The sequence below is a fragment of the Streptococcus sp. 263_SSPC genome, from assembly GCF_001071995.1.
In the GTDB taxonomy this organism is placed as follows: Bacteria; Bacillota; Bacilli; order Lactobacillales; family Aerococcaceae; genus Granulicatella.
The window spans coordinates 49,232-67,469 of the sequence record NZ_JVNU01000059.1; the positions used below are offsets into that span (position 1 = coordinate 49,232).

14 protein-coding genes and 1 other annotated feature are annotated in these 18,238 nt (G+C 40.6%); of the genes, 1 reads left to right on the plus strand and 13 read right to left on the minus strand.

The features are described 5' to 3' along the window. Positions 1 to 34: 34 nt before the first annotated feature. The 7 genes from rpoB to ADH02_RS08750 form a co-directional block, all read right to left on the minus strand. Positions 35 to 3,685 carry a DNA-directed RNA polymerase subunit beta gene (gene rpoB, locus ADH02_RS08720; protein ID WP_152903916.1) on the minus strand — a complete coding sequence of 1,217 codons (3,651 nt, stop codon included), beginning with the start codon at positions 3,683 to 3,685 and terminating at the stop codon, positions 35 to 37. 300 nt (positions 3,686 to 3,985) lie between these two features. Continuing rightward, positions 3,986 to 4,657 (minus strand): deoxyribose-phosphate aldolase, encoded by a 672-nt coding sequence (gene deoC / locus ADH02_RS08725; RefSeq protein ID WP_048784232.1) that lies wholly within the window; start codon positions 4,655 to 4,657, stop codon positions 3,986 to 3,988. A 14-nt stretch (positions 4,658 to 4,671) separates the two neighbouring features. Continuing rightward, on the minus strand, positions 4,672 to 5,445 hold the full coding sequence (gene udp, locus ADH02_RS08730) for a uridine phosphorylase (protein ID WP_048784234.1): 774 nt from the start codon (positions 5,443 to 5,445) through the stop codon (positions 4,672 to 4,674). Positions 5,446 to 5,651: 206 nt separating this feature from the next. Further along, positions 5,652 to 6,749 carry a competence protein CoiA gene (locus ADH02_RS08735; RefSeq protein ID WP_048784235.1) on the minus strand — a complete coding sequence of 366 codons (1,098 nt, stop codon included), beginning with the start codon at positions 6,747 to 6,749 and terminating at the stop codon, positions 5,652 to 5,654. Positions 6,750 to 6,812: 63 nt separating this feature from the next. Beyond that, positions 6,813 to 8,585: an oleate hydratase gene (locus ADH02_RS08740; protein ID WP_048784237.1), complete on the minus strand. Its 1,773-nt coding sequence runs from the start codon at positions 8,583 to 8,585 to the stop codon at positions 6,813 to 6,815. A 137-nt stretch (positions 8,586 to 8,722) separates the two neighbouring features. Continuing rightward, on the minus strand, positions 8,723 to 9,268 hold the full coding sequence (locus ADH02_RS08745) for a TetR/AcrR family transcriptional regulator C-terminal domain-containing protein (protein WP_048784239.1): 546 nt from the start codon (positions 9,266 to 9,268) through the stop codon (positions 8,723 to 8,725). 47 nt (positions 9,269 to 9,315) lie between these two features. After that, entirely contained in the window at positions 9,316 to 10,191 is an 876-nt protein-coding gene (locus tag ADH02_RS08750) for a DegV family protein (RefSeq protein ID WP_048784241.1), read from the minus strand. 192 nt (positions 10,192 to 10,383) lie between these two features. Between ADH02_RS08750 and ADH02_RS08755 the strand changes: the two genes are divergently transcribed. After that, positions 10,384 to 11,241: a DUF368 domain-containing protein gene (locus ADH02_RS08755; protein ID WP_048784242.1), complete on the plus strand. Its 858-nt coding sequence runs from the start codon at positions 10,384 to 10,386 to the stop codon at positions 11,239 to 11,241. 546 nt (positions 11,242 to 11,787) lie between these two features. Here the strand turns inward: ADH02_RS08755 and ADH02_RS08765 are convergent. The 6 genes from ADH02_RS08765 to proS all read right to left on the minus strand — a co-directional run bounded on the left by ADH02_RS08765 (position 11,788) and on the right by proS (position 17,954). Further along, positions 11,788 to 12,033: a type B 50S ribosomal protein L31 gene (locus ADH02_RS08765; RefSeq protein ID WP_048713517.1), complete on the minus strand. Its 246-nt coding sequence runs from the start codon at positions 12,031 to 12,033 to the stop codon at positions 11,788 to 11,790. Between the two features lie 107 nt (positions 12,034 to 12,140). Next, positions 12,141 to 13,160 (minus strand): tRNA (adenosine(37)-N6)-threonylcarbamoyltransferase complex transferase subunit TsaD, encoded by a 1,020-nt coding sequence (gene tsaD, locus ADH02_RS08770; RefSeq protein ID WP_048713519.1) that lies wholly within the window; start codon positions 13,158 to 13,160, stop codon positions 12,141 to 12,143. Positions 13,161 to 13,170: 10 nt separating this feature from the next. Beyond that, positions 13,171 to 14,253 (minus strand): ribosomal protein S18-alanine N-acetyltransferase, encoded by a 1,083-nt coding sequence (gene rimI, locus ADH02_RS08775; protein ID WP_048784246.1) that lies wholly within the window; start codon positions 14,251 to 14,253, stop codon positions 13,171 to 13,173. After that, positions 14,237 to 14,968: a tRNA (adenosine(37)-N6)-threonylcarbamoyltransferase complex dimerization subunit type 1 TsaB gene (gene tsaB / locus ADH02_RS08780; RefSeq protein ID WP_048784248.1), complete on the minus strand. Its 732-nt coding sequence runs from the start codon at positions 14,966 to 14,968 to the stop codon at positions 14,237 to 14,239. The genes rimI and tsaB overlap by 17 nt, the downstream gene beginning before the upstream one ends. Positions 14,969 to 14,986: 18 nt before the next feature. Beyond that, on the minus strand, positions 14,987 to 16,471 hold the full coding sequence (locus tag ADH02_RS08785) for a UDP-glucose--hexose-1-phosphate uridylyltransferase (RefSeq protein ID WP_048784250.1): 1,485 nt from the start codon (positions 16,469 to 16,471) through the stop codon (positions 14,987 to 14,989). Between the two features lie 34 nt (positions 16,472 to 16,505). Continuing rightward, the gene (gene proS / locus ADH02_RS08790) at positions 16,506 to 17,954 is read right to left on the minus strand and encodes a proline--tRNA ligase (protein WP_048784252.1); all 1,449 of its coding nucleotides are present in this window, start codon (positions 17,952 to 17,954) and stop codon (positions 16,506 to 16,508) included. Positions 17,955 to 18,004: 50 nt separating this feature from the next. After that, positions 18,005 to 18,208 (minus strand) — a binding site (T-box leader). Positions 18,209 to 18,238 lie beyond the last annotated feature (30 nt).

The following is an 18,238-nucleotide window of genomic DNA, read 5'->3' on the forward strand; positions in this document are numbered from 1 at the left end:
CTTTTGGAATTGCCCTACGATTCCAATAGTTCTATTACTCTTCGTCAGTATCAAAATTGTCTTCAACGTCTTCTACATCGGCTGCATCTTCTTCAGCTGCGTCAGCTGCTTCTTCTGCTGCTGATAATTCAGCTGCACGATCAGAATACTCATCTAATTGAGCACGTCTATCATTTGTTCTTTCAACGTCACTGAAACGAATGCCTTCATCTTCGTCCATATCTTCAAGTTTGATTTCTTCATCTTGTGCGTCAAGTACTTTCATATCAAGACCTAAAGCTTGTAATTCTTTTACTAATACACGGAATGATTCTGGAACTCCTGGACGTGAAATTTGTTGACCTTTAACGATTGATTCGTAAGTCTTCACACGACCAACAACGTCATCTGATTTGTACGTTAGGATTTCTTGTAATGTATAAGCAGCACCATAAGCTTCTAGTGCCCATACTTCCATTTCCCCAAAACGTTGTCCACCAAATTGCGCTTTACCTCCAAGAGGTTGTTGTGTAACGAGTGAGTATGGTCCAATTGAACGAGCGTGAAGTTTGTCGTCAACCATGTGGGCAAGTTTGATCATGTACATAACCCCTACTGACACACGGTTATCGAATGGTTCACCTGTACGTCCATCATATAGAATTGTTTTCGCATCACGAGCCATACCCGCTTCTGCAACAGTTCCCCATACGTCTTCATCTTGCGCACCATCGAATACTGGTGTTGCGATGTAAATACCTAATTCACGAGCAGCCATACCTAAGTGTAACTCTAACACTTGTCCGATGTTCATACGTGAAGGTACCCCTAATGGGTTTAACATGATGTCAACTGGTGTTCCATCTGGTAAGAATGGCATATCTTCTTCCGGCATAATACGGGAAACAACCCCTTTATTACCGTGACGTCCGGCCATCTTATCCCCTTCATTGATTTTACGTTTTTGTACAATATATACACGAACTAATTTGTTTACGCCAGGTGCTAATTCATCACCTGCTGCACGTGTGAACACACGTACATCGCGGACAATACCGCCACCGCCATGAGGTACACGTAGAGACGTGTCACGAACTTCACGAGCTTTTTCACCGAAGATTGCGTGTAATAAACGTTCTTCTGGTGATTGTTCTGTTAACCCTTTAGGAGTTACTTTACCGACTAAGATGTCGCCATCTTTAACTTCGGCACCGATACGGATAATTCCGTCAGCGTCAAGGTTCTTCAATGCGTCTTCCCCAACGTTTGGAATTTCACGAGTAATTTCTTCAGGTCCAAGTTTTGTATCACGAGCTTCTGAATCGTAGTCGTCGATGTGAATTGATGTATACACATCATCTTTCACTAAACGTTCACTCATGATAACCGCATCCTCGTAGTTGTAACCTTCCCAAGTCATGAACGCTACTAGAACGTTTTGTCCTAATGCTAATTCACCTTTTTCCATAGAAGGTCCATCTGCTAGGATTTCGCCTTTAACCACTTTATCCCCTTGTGCCACGATTGGACGTTGGTTGTAACACATACCCGCGTTTGATCCGTGGAACTTAGTGATTTGGTAAGTATCTAATGAGCCATCAGCTGTACGTACACGTACTTCTTTAGCATCAACGAATTCGACAACACCATCACGTTTACATAACAAGGCAACCCCTGAGTCATGCGCAGATACGTATTCCATACCTGTACCGATGAATGGTGCTTTTGGATTTAACAATGGAACAGCTTGACGTTGCATGTTCGCACCCATCAACGCACGGTTTGAGTCGTCGTTTTCTAAGAATGGGATACATGCTGTCGCAACTGCAACTACTTGTTTTGGAGAAACGTCCATGTAGTCCACGCGGTCTACTGGCACTTCTAAGTTTTCAGATACGTAACGCGCCATAACAACATCGTTCACGAAGCTTCCGTCTTCATTTAATGGAGAGTTTGCTTGCGCTACTACGAAGCTATCTTCTTCGTCAGCTGTTAAGTAGTCGATTTTATCTGTAACTTTGTGAGTGTTCCAGTCTACACGACGGTATGGAGTTTCGATGAAACCATATTTGTTGATCTTCGCATATGTTGATAAGCTGTTGATCAACCCGATGTTTGGTCCCTCAGGAGTTTCGATAGGACACATACGGCCATAGTGAGAATAGTGAACGTCACGAACTTCATATCCGGCACGGTCACGAGTCAAACCACCAGGTCCTAACGCTGATAGACGGCGTTTGTGTGTTAACTCTCCTAATGGGTTTGTTTGGTCCATGAATTGTGATAATTGAGAAGATCCGAAGAACTCTTTAATTGCCGCAACAACAGGACGAATATTTACTAATTGTTGTGGTGTCACTGTTGCAGTGTCTTGAATAGACATACGTTCGCGAACCACACGTTCCATACGAGATAAACCGATACGGAATTGGTTTTGTAATAATTCCCCTACTGAACGGATACGACGGTTTCCTAAGTGGTCGATGTCGTCTGTTGTTCCGATTCCTTCGTAAAGGTTTAAGAAGTAGCTGATTGTTGCGATAATGTCGCTTGCAGTTACGTGTTTCACGTCTTCTGGCACGTTTCCGTTACCGATCACTTTAATCACGCGTTCTGGATCAACTGGTGAGTAAACTTCTACTGTTTGAATTGTTACAGGGTCTTTGATTACACCGTCTTCTGATGGATGTAAAGTAAATAAGTTCGCACCTTTTTCAAGTACTTCTACTACTTTTTCCATTACGTCGCGTTCAAGAACAGTTCCTTTTTCAACAACGATTTCGCCTGTTTCAGAATCTACTAAGTTCTCAGCAATTGTTTGGTGTAATAAACGAGTTTTAAGATTTAATTTTTTGTTGACTTTGTAGCGTCCAACTGCTGCTAAATCATAGCGGCGTGGGTCGAAGAAACGAGCTGTTAATAAGTTACGTGAACTTTCAGCTGTTTTTGGTTCACCAGGACGTAGACGGTCATAAATATCTTTTAATGCTTCTTCTGTACGAGATTCATCCATACGTTTATGAACATCTTTATCTAATGTTAAACGTAATGTTTCGCTATCCCCGAAGATTTCTTGGATAAGGTCATCTGAACCGAAACCTAACGCACGAACTAATACCGTTAATGGGATTTTACGAGTACGGTCGATACGTACATAAGAAATGTCTTTTGAGTCTGTTTCGTACTCTAACCATGCACCACGGTTTGGAATTAATGTTGAACCATATAATTGTTTACCGTTTTTGTCAGGTCTGTCATGGAAATAAGCACCAGGAGAACGAACTAATTGAGATACAATTACACGTTCTGCACCATTAATGATAAATGTACCCATTTCAGTCATTAATGGGAAGTCACCGAAGAATACTTCTTGGTCTTTTACTTCGCCAGTTTCTTTGTTCACTAAACGCATTTTCACGTAAATTGGAGCCGCGTAATTTGCGTCGTGGTTTCTAGCTTCTTGTATGTTATATTTTGGAGCATGTAATTCGTAATCTAAGAATTCCAATGACAAGTTACCAGTGTGGTCTTCGATTGGAGAAATATCCTTGAACATTTCGCGGATACCTTCATCTAGGAACCATTGGTAAGAATCTGTTTGGATTTCAATCAGATTAGGTAATTCTAATACTTCACTGATTCGTGCATAGCTTCTACGCACACGGTGTCTACCGTATTTCACATCATGATGTGCCAACTCTTCCACCCCTATAAATTTAGTATTGATAAATGTTACATTTTAATGACATTTATTAAAAGTTCGTAACAAATGAAGATTTCGGTCGATTTTTAAACAAAAAAAACCAAAAGAATTGTTTGCTGTCATTTGTGAAAAATGCAAATTCTTTTGTTTTAAGCCTTTATTTGTAAGGAATTGGACAATATTTCAACCCCTCACACCGATTAAAATCCACACTTATTGCGTTATATTATTATACACAAAATCCCAAGTGCCGTCAAGGTCGACAACACTTGGAAAATTTAGATTTTATCTGGTTTTTCGAGGTTAATATGTGCCCTCTTCTACGGATTGATTCTTCACGATTTTCACAATCCGACTTGTTCCAAGACGACTTGCTCCTAATTCGATGAATTTTTCGGCATCTTCAATGCTAGAAATTCCACCGGCAGCTTTCACAAGAACGCCTTCGCCAACGTGTTTCTTCATCAATGCTACGTGCTCAAATGTTGCACCTGCAGTTGAGAAACCTGTTGATGTCTTAATGAATTCAGCTCCTGCTTTAGTCACAACTTCACACATCTTGATGATTTCTTCTTCTGTAAGAAGCGCTGTTTCGATAATTACTTTTAAGATATGACCGCCACAAGCTTCATGGATTTGACGAATTTCATCTTCCACAACATCGAAGCGTCCATCTTTCACATCACCGATATTAATCACCATATCGATTTCGCTTGCACCATTTTGGATCGCATCTTTTGTCTCGAAGACTTTTGTCGCTGTTGTGCTATAGCCGTTCGGGAATCCGATAACGGTACAGATAGCTAATTTACCATTCACGTATTCGCTCGCACGTTTGACAAAAGAAGCTGGGATACATGCTGACGCTGTTTTGTATTTCATCGCATCATCCAAAATCTCTTTAATTTCACTCCAAGTAGATGCTGGTAACAATAAAGTATGGTCTACTGTTTTTAAAATCTCTTTGATTTCCATAAAATCCCTCTTTCTTATTTAGCGCGGTCTTCTTTAATTAAGTTACGAAGTGCTTCAACAGCCACTTTAATCGCTGCTTCTGTATCGTGAACGATTGGGTTTGATAACCCTGCTGCTTCACGCTCTTGGTTCCCTACTACTAGGAAAGTAGATCCAACGCGAACTCCTAAATGGCTAGCCACTACGAATAACGCTGCTGATTCCATTTCAGAAGCCTTCACGCCAAGACGTTTCCAAGCTTCCCATTTATTTTGTAAGTCATAGCTTACTGGCATCACTTGTGGCTCATGTTGTCCGTAAAATGAATCTTTACATTGAACAACCCCTGCATGTGTTGTGTAGCCTAAGCTCTTACCAGCATTTAAAAGTGCCGTTACTACATCATAGTTTGCAATCGCTGGGAATTCGATTGGCGCGTACTCACGTGTTGTTCCTTCTGTACGGATCGCACCTGTTGCAATGACGATATCGCCACCTTTAACGTCGATATCAATTCCGCCACATGTTCCAACACGGACAAAAGTATCTGCCCCACTGCGCACTAATTCTTCAAGCGCGATTGCAGCAGACGGGCCACCAATCCCTGTTGATGTCACACTAACTTTTTCTCCATCTAAGTATCCTGTGTATGTCACATACTCGCGGTTATCAGCCACTAGTTTTGCATCTTCAAAATGTTCTGCAATTTTCGCGCAACGTTTTGGGTCCCCTGGTAAAATTACATATCGACCTACATCGCCTTTACGTGTGTGGATATGATATTGTAATCCTTCTTCTGAATATTTCATGTAAAACTTCCTTTCCTTGCACAATACGTGCCCTGATATTGCCCTAGCAAACTAGGAAGGGGCCATGGTTTTTCCACAGCCCCAGATAGGAGGATGATGACAAATCTTCATCAAATAATTATGCCTATAAATGCCTTGTGCAAGTATAGTTGAAAGGATTAAAATAATTGGATATACAGTTACCATAATTATCTCTATTTGCCTATTCATCCCTCTACACTCACTAATATTTTACCAAAATCACCCTTGCTTTGCAAACGGTTCATTTTTGATTTTGGATACCCTAGCCTTATTTTTTTATCGGCCAAAAGCTCATCTAATAGCTCCCAGAGGCACGCCTCAATCTGGCTTTGGGGATTTGGAACAGGACGCATCAGTGGTCGCCATACTTCTTCTACTCTCCTTACAAAGTCCATCATTTCAACGTCTCCCTTAAAGGCCATTTGTTCCAACAGAATCCACGCATGCCCCTTCCACACAAGGTTGGGCACCTTAAACGTCTCTGTGTAAATCGGAAAGGTCAAGAAGCGGCTCGGCAAGTCTTCAAGCGTCTGTCTGCATCGATATAACTTTACCAGAAATGACCTCGTCAGTGGCGACGCTAATTTCTTAAAGAGCATCGTATCTCTTGGCGTCCATTCTATCGCATTAACAGGTTTTAGATGGGCTTTTACTGGAACAGAATCCTCGACCATCTTTCTCCACTTTTTCCATGAAAACTGTAAAAGCGACACTCGTACGACTTGAAACGTCATCTGCTGCGAGCGAGGTTTCACCTTGATTTGCGTATGAAAAATCATCTCTCCATTCACAAAGAAAATAAGAAAATTGCCGAGTTGTGGATGATATTTCATTAAGTAACTAAAGGTGTCCGTCAGTTTATGTTGAGTCTCATAATTCTCCCCTAATATCCAATCGACAGACATGCCAGCCTCTCCCAGATGTCTCGTCCGTTCCACTATCTCTTCTGTAGGAATGACACTGCATTGATATTCGATACACCACGCACGCTCTCCTTCTGTCACGACAATATCTGGAATCTGTTCAATAGACGACACATACGGCTCGAGTTCTGCATGAAAGCCATGACTTTTCAAACTCTCTAGCAATAGATGCTTTCCTTCTTGATGAGCGATTGTTTCTTCCAGCCTATGTTTCTTTGGGATGTGCGAAAAGAACACCACTCCATTTCTGGAAACCTTCTTCGTTACTTCTTCCCCACATTCCGGGCAAAAATAAACTTCATCTTCTTTAATTTGTGTGGCATGAATCAATTCTCCCGTTTTCGTTCTAACGATATTCATATCTATCACCTCAACAAAAGATACGAAAAAACCTCTCTAATAGACTTAGAGAGGTTTCATTCATTAGATTAAGTTTGCGTCTTTGAGAAGTTCTTCAATCATCGTACCTTTGATTTTCTTCGCAGCACGTTTTTCAAATAATTTCACTAAGAACGGAACTTTCACATCGGCTAATTTCTTACCATCCATCAAGCGGTTTGTTGATTTTGTAAGAACGCGTAAATCGTAAGCTGAAGCGAACACTTCTGGCACACCACGATCGACATCAAGCAATGTATATACAGCTTCCATCGCTGTACGAACAGAATATTCTGTTGTGAACACTGTATCGCGAGGAGTTTCAGCGAAGTTACCAATGAAGGCAATATTTTTAGAGCCATTTGGAACAACGAGTGGACGGTCGCCATCTTTACGAGCCATGAAGTAGCTTGTGATATAAGGCATGTAGCAAGGAACAGTGTTGCATCCTTCGCTAGCAAATTCATGAATCAATTCTTCTGGAACACCCATGTGGTATAACCATTCTTCAGCGATTTCAATCCCTGTACATTCTTCGATTGGTTTTTCCACATAGTTACCTTTGATTCCTGAATATAATCCGTAAATCCATACGACTAATTCATCTTTACTTTGTGCTTTAAAGTGTGGTTGACGGTTTAATGTATAGCTCATCATCCAGTTTGAGTCGCGAACTGTTACGATTCCTCCTGTCACGACTTTTCCAGCATAAGGATCACGTTTTGAGATTTTTTGAATGTACTCAGCGATTCGTTTGTCTTTTACAGTTGTTGTAGCTGAAACGAACCAGCTTTGGTCTGGCAAGTTTTCACAGAATACTTCTGGATGTCCGAAGCGTTCATCTTGTTTGGCTAAGTTTTTCCATAAGCTCCAAGATCCACCTAATTCTTTTGAAATTGGAGCTGGAGTATTGTTATCCCCGTATGTTGTTGCAGCAGTAATACTACCGTTTGTCACGAATACTAAGTCGTTTTCTGTTAAATTGCGTGTTTCTAAAACACCACCTACTTCTAACACAAGTTCTTTGGCAATCATGTCACTTCCAACATGTTCAACAATCACATTTTTAACGACTGTATCGTATTCGAATTGAACATTATGTTTTTTCAAGTAGTTCACGAGTGGTAAAACGAGTGATTCGTATTGGTTGTATTTCGTAAATTTCAATGCAGATAAGTCAGGTAGACCATCGATATGGTGAATGAAACGTAAGATGTAACGGCGCATTTCAATGGCTGAATGCCATTTTTCAAAAGCAAACATACTAGCCCAGTAAGTCCAGAAGTTTGATTCGAAGAATTCTTCACTGAATACATCGGTAATTTTTAGCCCTTGTAATTCAGATTCAGATGTCATATATAATTTCACCATTTCTTCGCTTGATTTATCGCTTAAAGTGAATTGGCCATCATCTGGGATTTGTTGTCCTTTGTTTTCAATTACACGGCAATGTGAGAAGTTAGGGTCTTCTTTATTAAGCCAGTAGAACTCATCTAACACAGAGGCATCTTCGACTTCTAGTGAAGGGATTGATCTGAATAAATCCCATAAACATTCGAAGTGATCTTCCATTTCACGTCCTCCACGAATAATGAATCCGCGTGTTGGATTTAAGATTCCGTCTAAGCTTCCTCCTGCAAGTGGAAGTTCTTCTAAAATATGAATGTTTTCTCCTTTCATTTGACCGTCTCTAATTAAGAAAGCAGCTGCTGATAAGGATGCAAGTCCTGAACCAACTAAGTAAGCTGATTTTTGGTCAACGCCTTGTGGTTTTTTAGGGCGAGCAAATGCTTCGTAATTCCCATTTGAATGATACATAGTAATTCCTCCTAGTTCCTGAAAATCAGGTTTTGTTCTTTACATGCATTACTCTACTCCCGTTTCACCAAAAGCACCATAGACAAAAAAATCCCAATGTCCAAACTTTGGACACTGGGATGGAATTGTAAAGTTTTTTACTGAGAAATTCGAGCTACAATCGTTCCAATCATGACTTGTTCGATTTTTTCAACGAGTTCTTTAGCCGTGCCAGGCATTTGACGACTAATCCAATCAAGCCCTACACCAACGAGTGCATACGTATAAAACTCAATCGAGAATTGTACCTGCTCTGCTTCAGCGCCACTGACATCAATTTCATTGAAAATCAAATCCGTCAAGAAACGCTCCACTTCCCGTTGCAAGAGTCGCTCGACATTTTCTTTACTGACAGAACGATACGTGTTAAGGACAAAGTTGCGATTGTCATCCATATATTGGAATAGTGCCTCCAGGGCGTCTTGCCAATTCTCATAAGAAATATTCTCACCAAGCGTGATATGCGCCTCATTTAAATAAATCCATTCGACCAATTCATAAATATCATGGAAATGATTATAAAACGTTTGACGACTAATCCCGCATCTCTTCGTTAAATCCTGTACAGTAATCTTCGTCAGCGGTTTTTCATTCATTAGTTCTTTAAGCGTGTTGGCTAACATCTTTTTTACAACAAGTGTCATTTGTATCCCTCTGTTTCATGAAGAAAAAGAGCGGGTTCCCCCACTCTTTATTTTTCTAAATTCTTTTCTTGTACGATATCCCATGAGAACCCTAAGGCACCTTCACCAAGATGAGTTCCTACTACAGGTCCAAAATACGATAATGAAGTACGTAATTTAGGATATTGTTCTTGCATTTTTTGTCTCCAAGCTTCACCAGCTTCTGGAGCATTTGCATGGATGATGACTAATTCATAGCCTTCACCATCAGTTGTTCCTGTTTCGTCTGCGAATAATTGTTCAATTCGTTTCATCGCTTTTTGTTGTGTACGAATCTTTTCAAAAGGAACGATTTTCTTATCAACGAATGTCAAGATTGGCTTAATTTTCAACATAGAACCGACTAAAGCAGCCCCTGCTGATAAACGTCCACCACGTTGCAAGTTGCTTAAATCATCAACGATAAAGTAAGCTGTCGTACGATCTACTAAACGTTGAACCGTTTCAACGATTTCTTCTGGTGAATATTCTCCAGACTTCGCCATGATAGCGGCTAGTTTTACTGCACGCGCTTGTGGTGCACAACTAATCTCTGAATCGATTGGATAAATGGCTATTTCGTCTTTCATATCTTCGGCAACAGCCACACATGTTTGGTAAGTTCCACTAATTCCACTAGAAATAGTAATAGGAATAATAGCGTCATAATCTTTTGCAAGTTCGTGGAATAATTCGTATGTTTCCCCTACAGCTGGTTGTGTACTTGTTGGAAAGACTGGAGAACTTTTTACTTTTGCATAAAATTCTTCAGCAGTAATATCAATCTCTTCTCGATAAGTTTCTTGTCCGAAAATAACAGACATCGGCAATACGTAAATACCATATTCGGCATATTCTTCTTTTGTTAAGTAAGCCGTGCTATCTGTAACTACAGCAATTTTCATCCATTCAACTCCTTTCAGTTTGAAAATTTAGATTGTTTAAGTCATAAAAACTATAAACTTTCACCCTTCAAGTATAACAAAAAAGCGTTTAACACGCAATGAATGGAAAGTTTTCCTTAAGAGACTTAACATTACTTGCTCATCCTTCAAATTACAGTATAATAGAAGACAGAATTATTTATTGGAGGTACTATGGAACAAAGATCAACTCAACATCAATTAGATAAACAAAAGAAAAATGACTGGTTCTTACGATTCATTAAAGGAATGTTCATCGGGTCAGGATTTATCCTTCCAGGTGTCAGCGGTGGTGCACTTGCTGCTATCTTCGGACTTTATGAACGCATGATTGCTTTCCTTGCAAACGTCACAAAAGACTTCAAGAAGAACGTATTATTCTTCTTACCAGTCGGAATCGGTGCTCTTGCAGGTATCGTTATCTTATCATTTGGCGTAAGTTACTTACTTGGTAACTTTGAAACAATCATCCTTTGGTTCTTCATCGGATGTATCGTCGGAACAATCCCTGCTCTTTGGAAAGAAGCCGGAAAAGAAGGTCGCTCAACACGCGATATTATCATTCTGATTGCTTCATTTGTCGGCGGATGCTTACTCCTTTACTTAGGTGAAAATGCAATCGGCGGTAGCGTGGAAGCAAACTTCTTCACTTGGATGATTGCTGGTGGATTAATTGCCTTAGGAATTATCGTTCCTGGACTTAGCCCATCAAACTTCATCGTATATATGGGAATGTACAAACAAATGTCAGATGGTTTCAAAACATTAGACATGAGCGTGATTCTTCCAATCGCTTTAGGTGGATTAGTAACATTAGCGCTCTTCTCAAAACTTGTACACTACATCTTTAAGAAAGCTTACCCACAATTATTCCACTTCATTTTCGGAATCGTGCTTGCTTCAACTGTAATGATTATCCCAACAAACTACGCTGGATTTGACATCGTTCAATACCTTGCTTGCGTTGTAATGTTAGGATTCGGTACATGGCTCGGCGCATTCATGGCAAAACTTGAAGACACTTATAAATAACATTTCAAACAGCTTTGCTTCTCGCAAGGCTGTTTTTTTATGCCTAAAATTAACATATTTGTTAATTTCCACTCTCACTCCATGATGTAACATTTTTGTTACGTAACATAATTGTTACATCAACTCCCCATATGAACCGCACGAACTTCATCCCTTCTCCCTTGCCCTTTGCCCCAAATAGAATTTTATAAACTCTCCCTCGAGTAGAGTTTTATGCCAAGAAGGCGATTATGGTATTGCACAAAAACATTAAAAAGAGAATTCGCTTATCAGACATTTATTGAAACCATAGCGGAGAATCATATCGAATGCGAATTAAAAGCCGTTATGGATTTTATCCATTACGGCTTGTTTGAGGCTTCGAAGGAGAAAGACTCCAAGGCTTTCTCCGGTATCCCGCTATTTTGTTTCAATAAACAATGGCTGATAATAAGAATTCTCTTTTTCAAACTTCTCCTGTTCATACCATAATCGCCGCCCTTGGCGGTTATTACTGAATTTTACGCACAAAAAAACTCTCTCGAAGTGAGAGAGTTTGTAAAGTTCTTATTTGAGACCGTATTTTTTGTTGAAACGATCCACACGTCCGTCTGCTTGAGTGAATTTTTGACGACCTGTGTAGAATGGGTGAGAATCAGAAGTGATTTCCACACGTAGTAATGGGTATTCGTTTCCGTCTTCCCATACAACTGTTTCACTTGAAGTCTTTGTTGAACCTGATAAGAATTTGAATCCTGTAGTTGTATCCATGAAAACTACTGGACGATATTCTGGGTGAATTCCTTGTTTCATTTCTATTCCTCCTGCCCTGAATTATTTGCTAATCCAGAGTTATTTATTTTCGCATGCATAATGCAACACGAATATAATAACATGCTCAAATTGAATTTGCAATAGTTTTATTCATCCCCTAATTCAAGTCCGGGAATTGCGTTTAAATCCATATTTGCAAAGTCTTTTTGCATGTATTTTGTATAGGCTGCAGCACCAATCATAGCCGCATTATCCCCGCAAAGTGATAATGGCGGGATGGAAAATGTGACTGCTGGGTAGTGTTCTTCCATCATCTGCGTCATCGCTGTACGAAGACCCTTATTAGCTGCCACTCCTCCTGCTAACACGAATTGTTTTACAGGATAGGCTTCAAGCGCGCGTCTTGTTTTTTCGACAAGTACTTCTACGACACTGGCTTGGAAACTTGCGGCTAAATCTTCAGGGACAATCTCTTCGCCTTTTTGCTTCGCGTTATGCACACGATTGATGACCGCCGATTTCAATCCACTAAAACTGAAATCAAAATGGTCTTCATGAATCATCGCGCGTGGGAAGTCATAAGTATCCGTTCCAAGATGAGCTAGTTCATCCATCTTCTTTCCACCAGGATATGGCAAGTTCAGAATACGACCAATCTTATCGTACGCTTCCCCTGCTGCATCATCTCTTGTTTCTCCGATGATTTGGAACTCGCCATCTTCTGGCATATATACAAGTTCTGTATGTCCACCACTTACGACAAGCGCCATTAGTGGAAATTGCAAAGGTTCCACAAGTTGGTTCGCGTAAATGTGCCCTGCCATGTGGTTCACTGCAATCAGTGGTTTTCCACTCGCAAGCGCTAAAGCTTTCGCTGCAGAAATCCCAATGAGAAGAGCTCCTACAAGTCCTGGACCATACGTCACCGCGATGGCGTCCATGTCATCCAACGTTTTTCCTGCTTTTGCAAGTGCTTCGTCGATGACTTGTGTAATTTGTTCTACGTGATGGCGGCTGGCAATCTCTGGCACAACCCCGCCAAAACGCATATGACTTTTAATTTGAGAGGCTACAATATTGGAAAGGATGGTGTTCCCGTTTTGAATCACAGCTGCACTTGTCTCATCACAACTACTTTCAATTGCTAGAATCAATGTTTCTTTCATATTGCTCCTCCTATCTTTGTTCAATTTCTAAGCGATATTCAATCGCATCTTCAACTGGGTCACTGTAATAATCACTTCTCGTGTGGAAGGCTTCGAACCCTAGAATTTCATATAAATATTGAGCGCGCTTGTTGCTTTCACGCACTTCTAGGAAAACAACTTTCACGTCTTTTTGCTTCAAATCGTATAAGGCCATTTGCCATAAACGTTGCGCGAGGCCTTTACCTTGATAGTCTTTCGCAATCACGATATTCGTAATGGTTGCTTCGTCCAACACGCTTTGGACTCCAAGGAATCCAACTAGTTTGCGTTGCATCCATACTCCGTAATACGCGTTTGTTGGATTTTCTAAATCGGCAAGGAAACTCTCGGCACTCCAATTATTTGGATGCTCGTAATTTTCTTGCACTAATGCGACTAATGCCTCTGCCATCGCTAAATCAGCTGGATGTAATCTTGTAAATGAATACTCTGACGAATGGAATGAAGACGGCGTTTTTGGCGGTAATGCATAGAGCATTTCCACAGCATCTTCATTTTCAGGAGTGTAGTAATTTTCCTTTGTACCAACAACTTCGTAACCATTTTTGCGATAGAGCTTAATAGCTTTTGTATTCGACACGCGGGCTTCGAGCGTAATTTCTTTCTTGTCGAGCGCGCGGGCGATTTTTTCTAATGCTTTCAATAATAAAGTTGCGACATTCAAGAAGCGATAATCGTGTAGTACAGCAACATTCGTAATATGTAAATCCGTTCCCTCTGTCGTTCTTGCTCCGATGAAACCGACGATTTCCTCTTCCACTTCCAGCACAATATAAATGGCAGCTGGATTATGTGCGACGTCTTTTTCAAGAACGTCCTTTGCCCATGGAGACTCTCCGTCATAGGCCGCTTTTTCTACTTCAAAAATGCGAGTGGCATCTTCTGAAAGACCGATTCTGATTTTAGCCTGCGCACCATTTCCAAGAATCACTCTTTTTTCAAAGTTCTCAAACTGGTCGCGAATCGGATCCATCTGTTGCGCTTCTTCTAAAAACACCGCTTTGATTTTTTCAAACCACTGCATGAAGCGTTCTTTAAACTCGTTCCACATACACTGACCCCTTTTCTAAAGGATGCTCAGCTTGCCAATTTTCTTCTGCTTCTGCCAGTTTCAAGTACATTGGGACGAAGACGTCCGCGTCAACAGCTTCCTTATTTCTTCCTAATTCGATAAGCGATGTTGCGTGAGGGATAGCATCACTTGCTTCAAGCCACTTCGCCTCACTCGCTCCTTTTTCTACGATTGCTTCTTTTGTAATCGACTGTAATTGTCCTACAAAAGTCACTCCCGCTGCATGTTCCGGTAACACTTTCAAGAAATCATCCCATGAAATATGTTGTTCCCCGATTACCTTTTCAAAGCCTTCATCAGTCTTTTTGTAACCTACTGCGAAAATATTTCCACGTCTAGCATCAAAAAACGGCACAACGACTTCTCCCACTTCCACTTTAGAAGCAAGGTTCGGTAAAAAGACGTCGAGACTGGAGACTCCCACAAGTGGAATCCCCAGACTCTTCGCAAGTGTTTTTGCAACGGTAACGCCAATTCGAAGACCTGTATAAGAACCAGGCCCTTCAGCAACAACGACCTTTGTTAAGTCTTTTGCTGTAATGCCGGCTTCTTTAAAAACAGCTTCGATGGTTGGCATGAGGAGAACACTATGTTGCAACGTGTTCTCAATCGTTTGTTCAATAATGGTACCGTCTGTCAGTTCTACAGCGACCGATAATGTCTTATTCGATGTATCTAGTGCGAGGATTGTCATACGGCACTTCCTTTCTAACTATTTCGTAAATTCATGCATGAAGGCGCTGAATGCTTCTTGGCCTTCTTTTGTTTGTTTAAAGACGCCTGCATATTCTAACACGCGGCAGAATTTTGCACTAACCGCTTTTTGTAAAAATGCGTCTACAGTTTCTTTGATTGGTGCTTGTGCTTTTAATTCTTTCGCCCATTCTTGGTGAATTTCTGCAACTGCTTCAAGACTTCTTTCTCCAACGAGATAGTCTCTCACTTCGCGAAGTTCACGTTCTAGACGTGGTGGTAAAATCGCAAGCCCCATTACTTCAATTAAACCGATATTTTCTTTTTTTATATGTTGTACATCCGCATGTGGGTGGAAAATTCCATCAGGGAACTCCTCTGTTGTACGGTTGTTACGTAATACTAAATCAAACTCATACGCATCTCCTTGACGGCGCACGATTGGCGTAATCGCATTATGCGGTTCACCGTTTGATTCACGTAAGATTTCAAGATCTTTGTTTTCGTAGTTTTCCCATGCTTTTAGGACATCGACTGCCACTTCAAATACTTCCTCACGGTTATTCCCACGAAGACGAAGCGCAGAAAGCGGCCAGTAAAGACGTTCGATTTCAACAGTGTCAAACTTCTTAGAAATTCCAGTTTCTAAGACTTTAGCACGGTTCATCGGGAATACGTAACGTCCTCCTTGATAGTGGTTATGGCTTAAAATCGATCCTCCAACAATTGGAAGTCCTGCGTTTGACCCTACAAAATAATGCGGGAATTGTGTCACGATTTCAAGGAGTCGGCTAAACGCTCCCTCGTCCACTTTCATTGGTTCTAAGATTTCAGACAAAAAGATGGCATGCTCAGAATAATATGCATATGGAGAATAGTGATACCCCCAAGACTCTCCGCCAAGTTCCATTCCGACAATACGGTGGTTAGCGCGACCTGGCCAGTTGATACGACCATGGTAGCCCACGTTTTCAAAGCAAAGACGGTTGGCAGGATAATTGAAATCCTTCGATTGCGCTGCTTTGATAATTTCATCTTTTGTTTTTTCTGGTTTCGATAAGTTAATCGTGATTTCTAAATCACCATACTCTGTTTCCCCATTAAAGGAAATATTTTTAGCGATATCTTTCACCTTGATTAAGTTTAGATCGAGTGCGATTTTGTAAAACGCATCGGTCGCTACTTTAGGACCTTCTTCGTATTTATCCCAGAATAAACGGTTCAATTCAGAAGGCTTTGGAATCACAAGGTTCATTAACTCTTGCTCCAACCAGTCACGTTCTTCAGAGTCGTTTTCAATCTTCCCACTTTCAACGGCAGCTTCCACTAAGTTTGCCATCGCATCTAATAAAGAAGGTTGCTCCACCTCTTTCGAACTTTCAAAAGATTCTTCTCCCACTAAATAAAGCACGCGATTTAATAAATAGTAACGATCTTCTTTTGAAACATACCCTGAAGCAATCGCACTATCTACAAATTCTTGAATGGCCTTATTGATTTTCATAATCTTGTCCTCCTACCAACTAGTTCCTAATCGATTAATATGCACGAGCAATCCAAACCGTATGAACGGCTGGTTTACCAGTTACGATACATTTTTCTTTTTTCACTGGAGCGTTAAATGGAATGTTACGAGTTGTGAAGCCAGTTTCTTCTTTGATTTTCGCTTCGCTTTCTTCTGTTCCATCCCAACCAACTAATACCCAACCAGGTACTTCGCCAGCTTCACGTTTAGATTCGATATGAGCTTTCAACTCATCTAAAGTATCAATGTTTGTATATTCGTTAGAAGCACGCATTGCACGAGCTGTTTCTAACAGACGAACTTGCATTTTATCTAATTCAGCTAAAATTGTGTCTACTAATCCATCGAATCCAACTGCTACTTTTTCATCTAAATCACGCATTTTTGTCATCACTTGATTGTTTTCTAAATCGCGAGGTCCGCATTCGATACGCATTGGAACGCCACGTAATTCCCACTCATTGAATTTGAATCCTGGTGAGTTATCAGTGTCGTCAATCTTCACGCGTAATCCAGCGGCTTTCAATTCTTTTTGAAGCTCTTCTAATTTTTCTAAGATAGCTGGATTTTTCTTCCATGGTCCAACTGGAATTAAGACTACTTGTGTTGGAGCTACTTTTGGAGGTAATACTAATCCTTGTTCGTCACCGTGAGTCATGATTAATGAACCGATTAAACGAGTCGATACTCCCCATGAAGTTGTATGCGCATGTACGTGTTCGTTTTCTTTTGTTAAATACTTGATGTCGAACGCTTCAGCGAATTTTGTTCCCATGTAGTGAGAAGTTCCCGCTTGAACGGCTTTACCGTCTTTCATCATCGCTTCGATTGAATAAGTATCTACCGCGCCTGCGAAACGTTCAGAAGGAGTTTTTTGTCCTTCGTAAACTGGCACTGCTAATACGCCTTCTACAACTTCTTTGTAGATATCTAACATTCTCATTGTACGGCGACGTGCATCTTCTTCATCTGCGTGCGCTGTATGTCCTTCTTGCCATAAGAACTCTGAAGTACGTAAGAATGGTAAAGTTTTCTTTTCCCAACGGAATACGTTTGCCCATTGGTTGATTTCATATGGAAGATCACGGTATGAATTGATCCAGTTTGAAAAAGCTGTTCCAATCATTGTTTCACTTGTTGGACGAAGCGCTAAACGTTCTTCTAATTTTTCACCAGCTGCTTCTGTCACCCATGGTAATTCAGGAGCGAACCCTTCAATATGGTCTGCTTCTTTTGTGAAGAAGCTTTCTGGAATTAACATTGGGAAGTACGCATTACGAATGCCTTCTTCTTTGAAACGACGGTTGAATTCCTCTTGAATATGTTCCCAGATTTCATATCCGTCTGGTTTAAAAATCATACATCCACGCACTGGTGAATAATCCATTAAATCTGCTTTTTGAATGGTTTGAATATACCATTTAGAGAAATCTTCTCTTTGTAAGTTTGTTTTTTCTGCCATCTGCTTGACTCCTTCTTCGTTTTTTGTGAAATAAAAAAAGCCACTCCCCTAAAAAGGACGAATGACTCGCGGTACCACCTTAATTACACTTACGTTGTAAATGTCTCTTTAACATTGATAACGATGATTTCACCGGATTATTTTCATAATCACCTATTTGGTAGGTTCAGTTAAAGAGCGGGGGTTCTTTCTCAGCAATCAGAACTTTCTGTACCCATCATTTCACTTACTTTTCCATGTCCTATCGTACTCTAAACAAGGGTGGAAAGCAAGTGTTTTCTTGC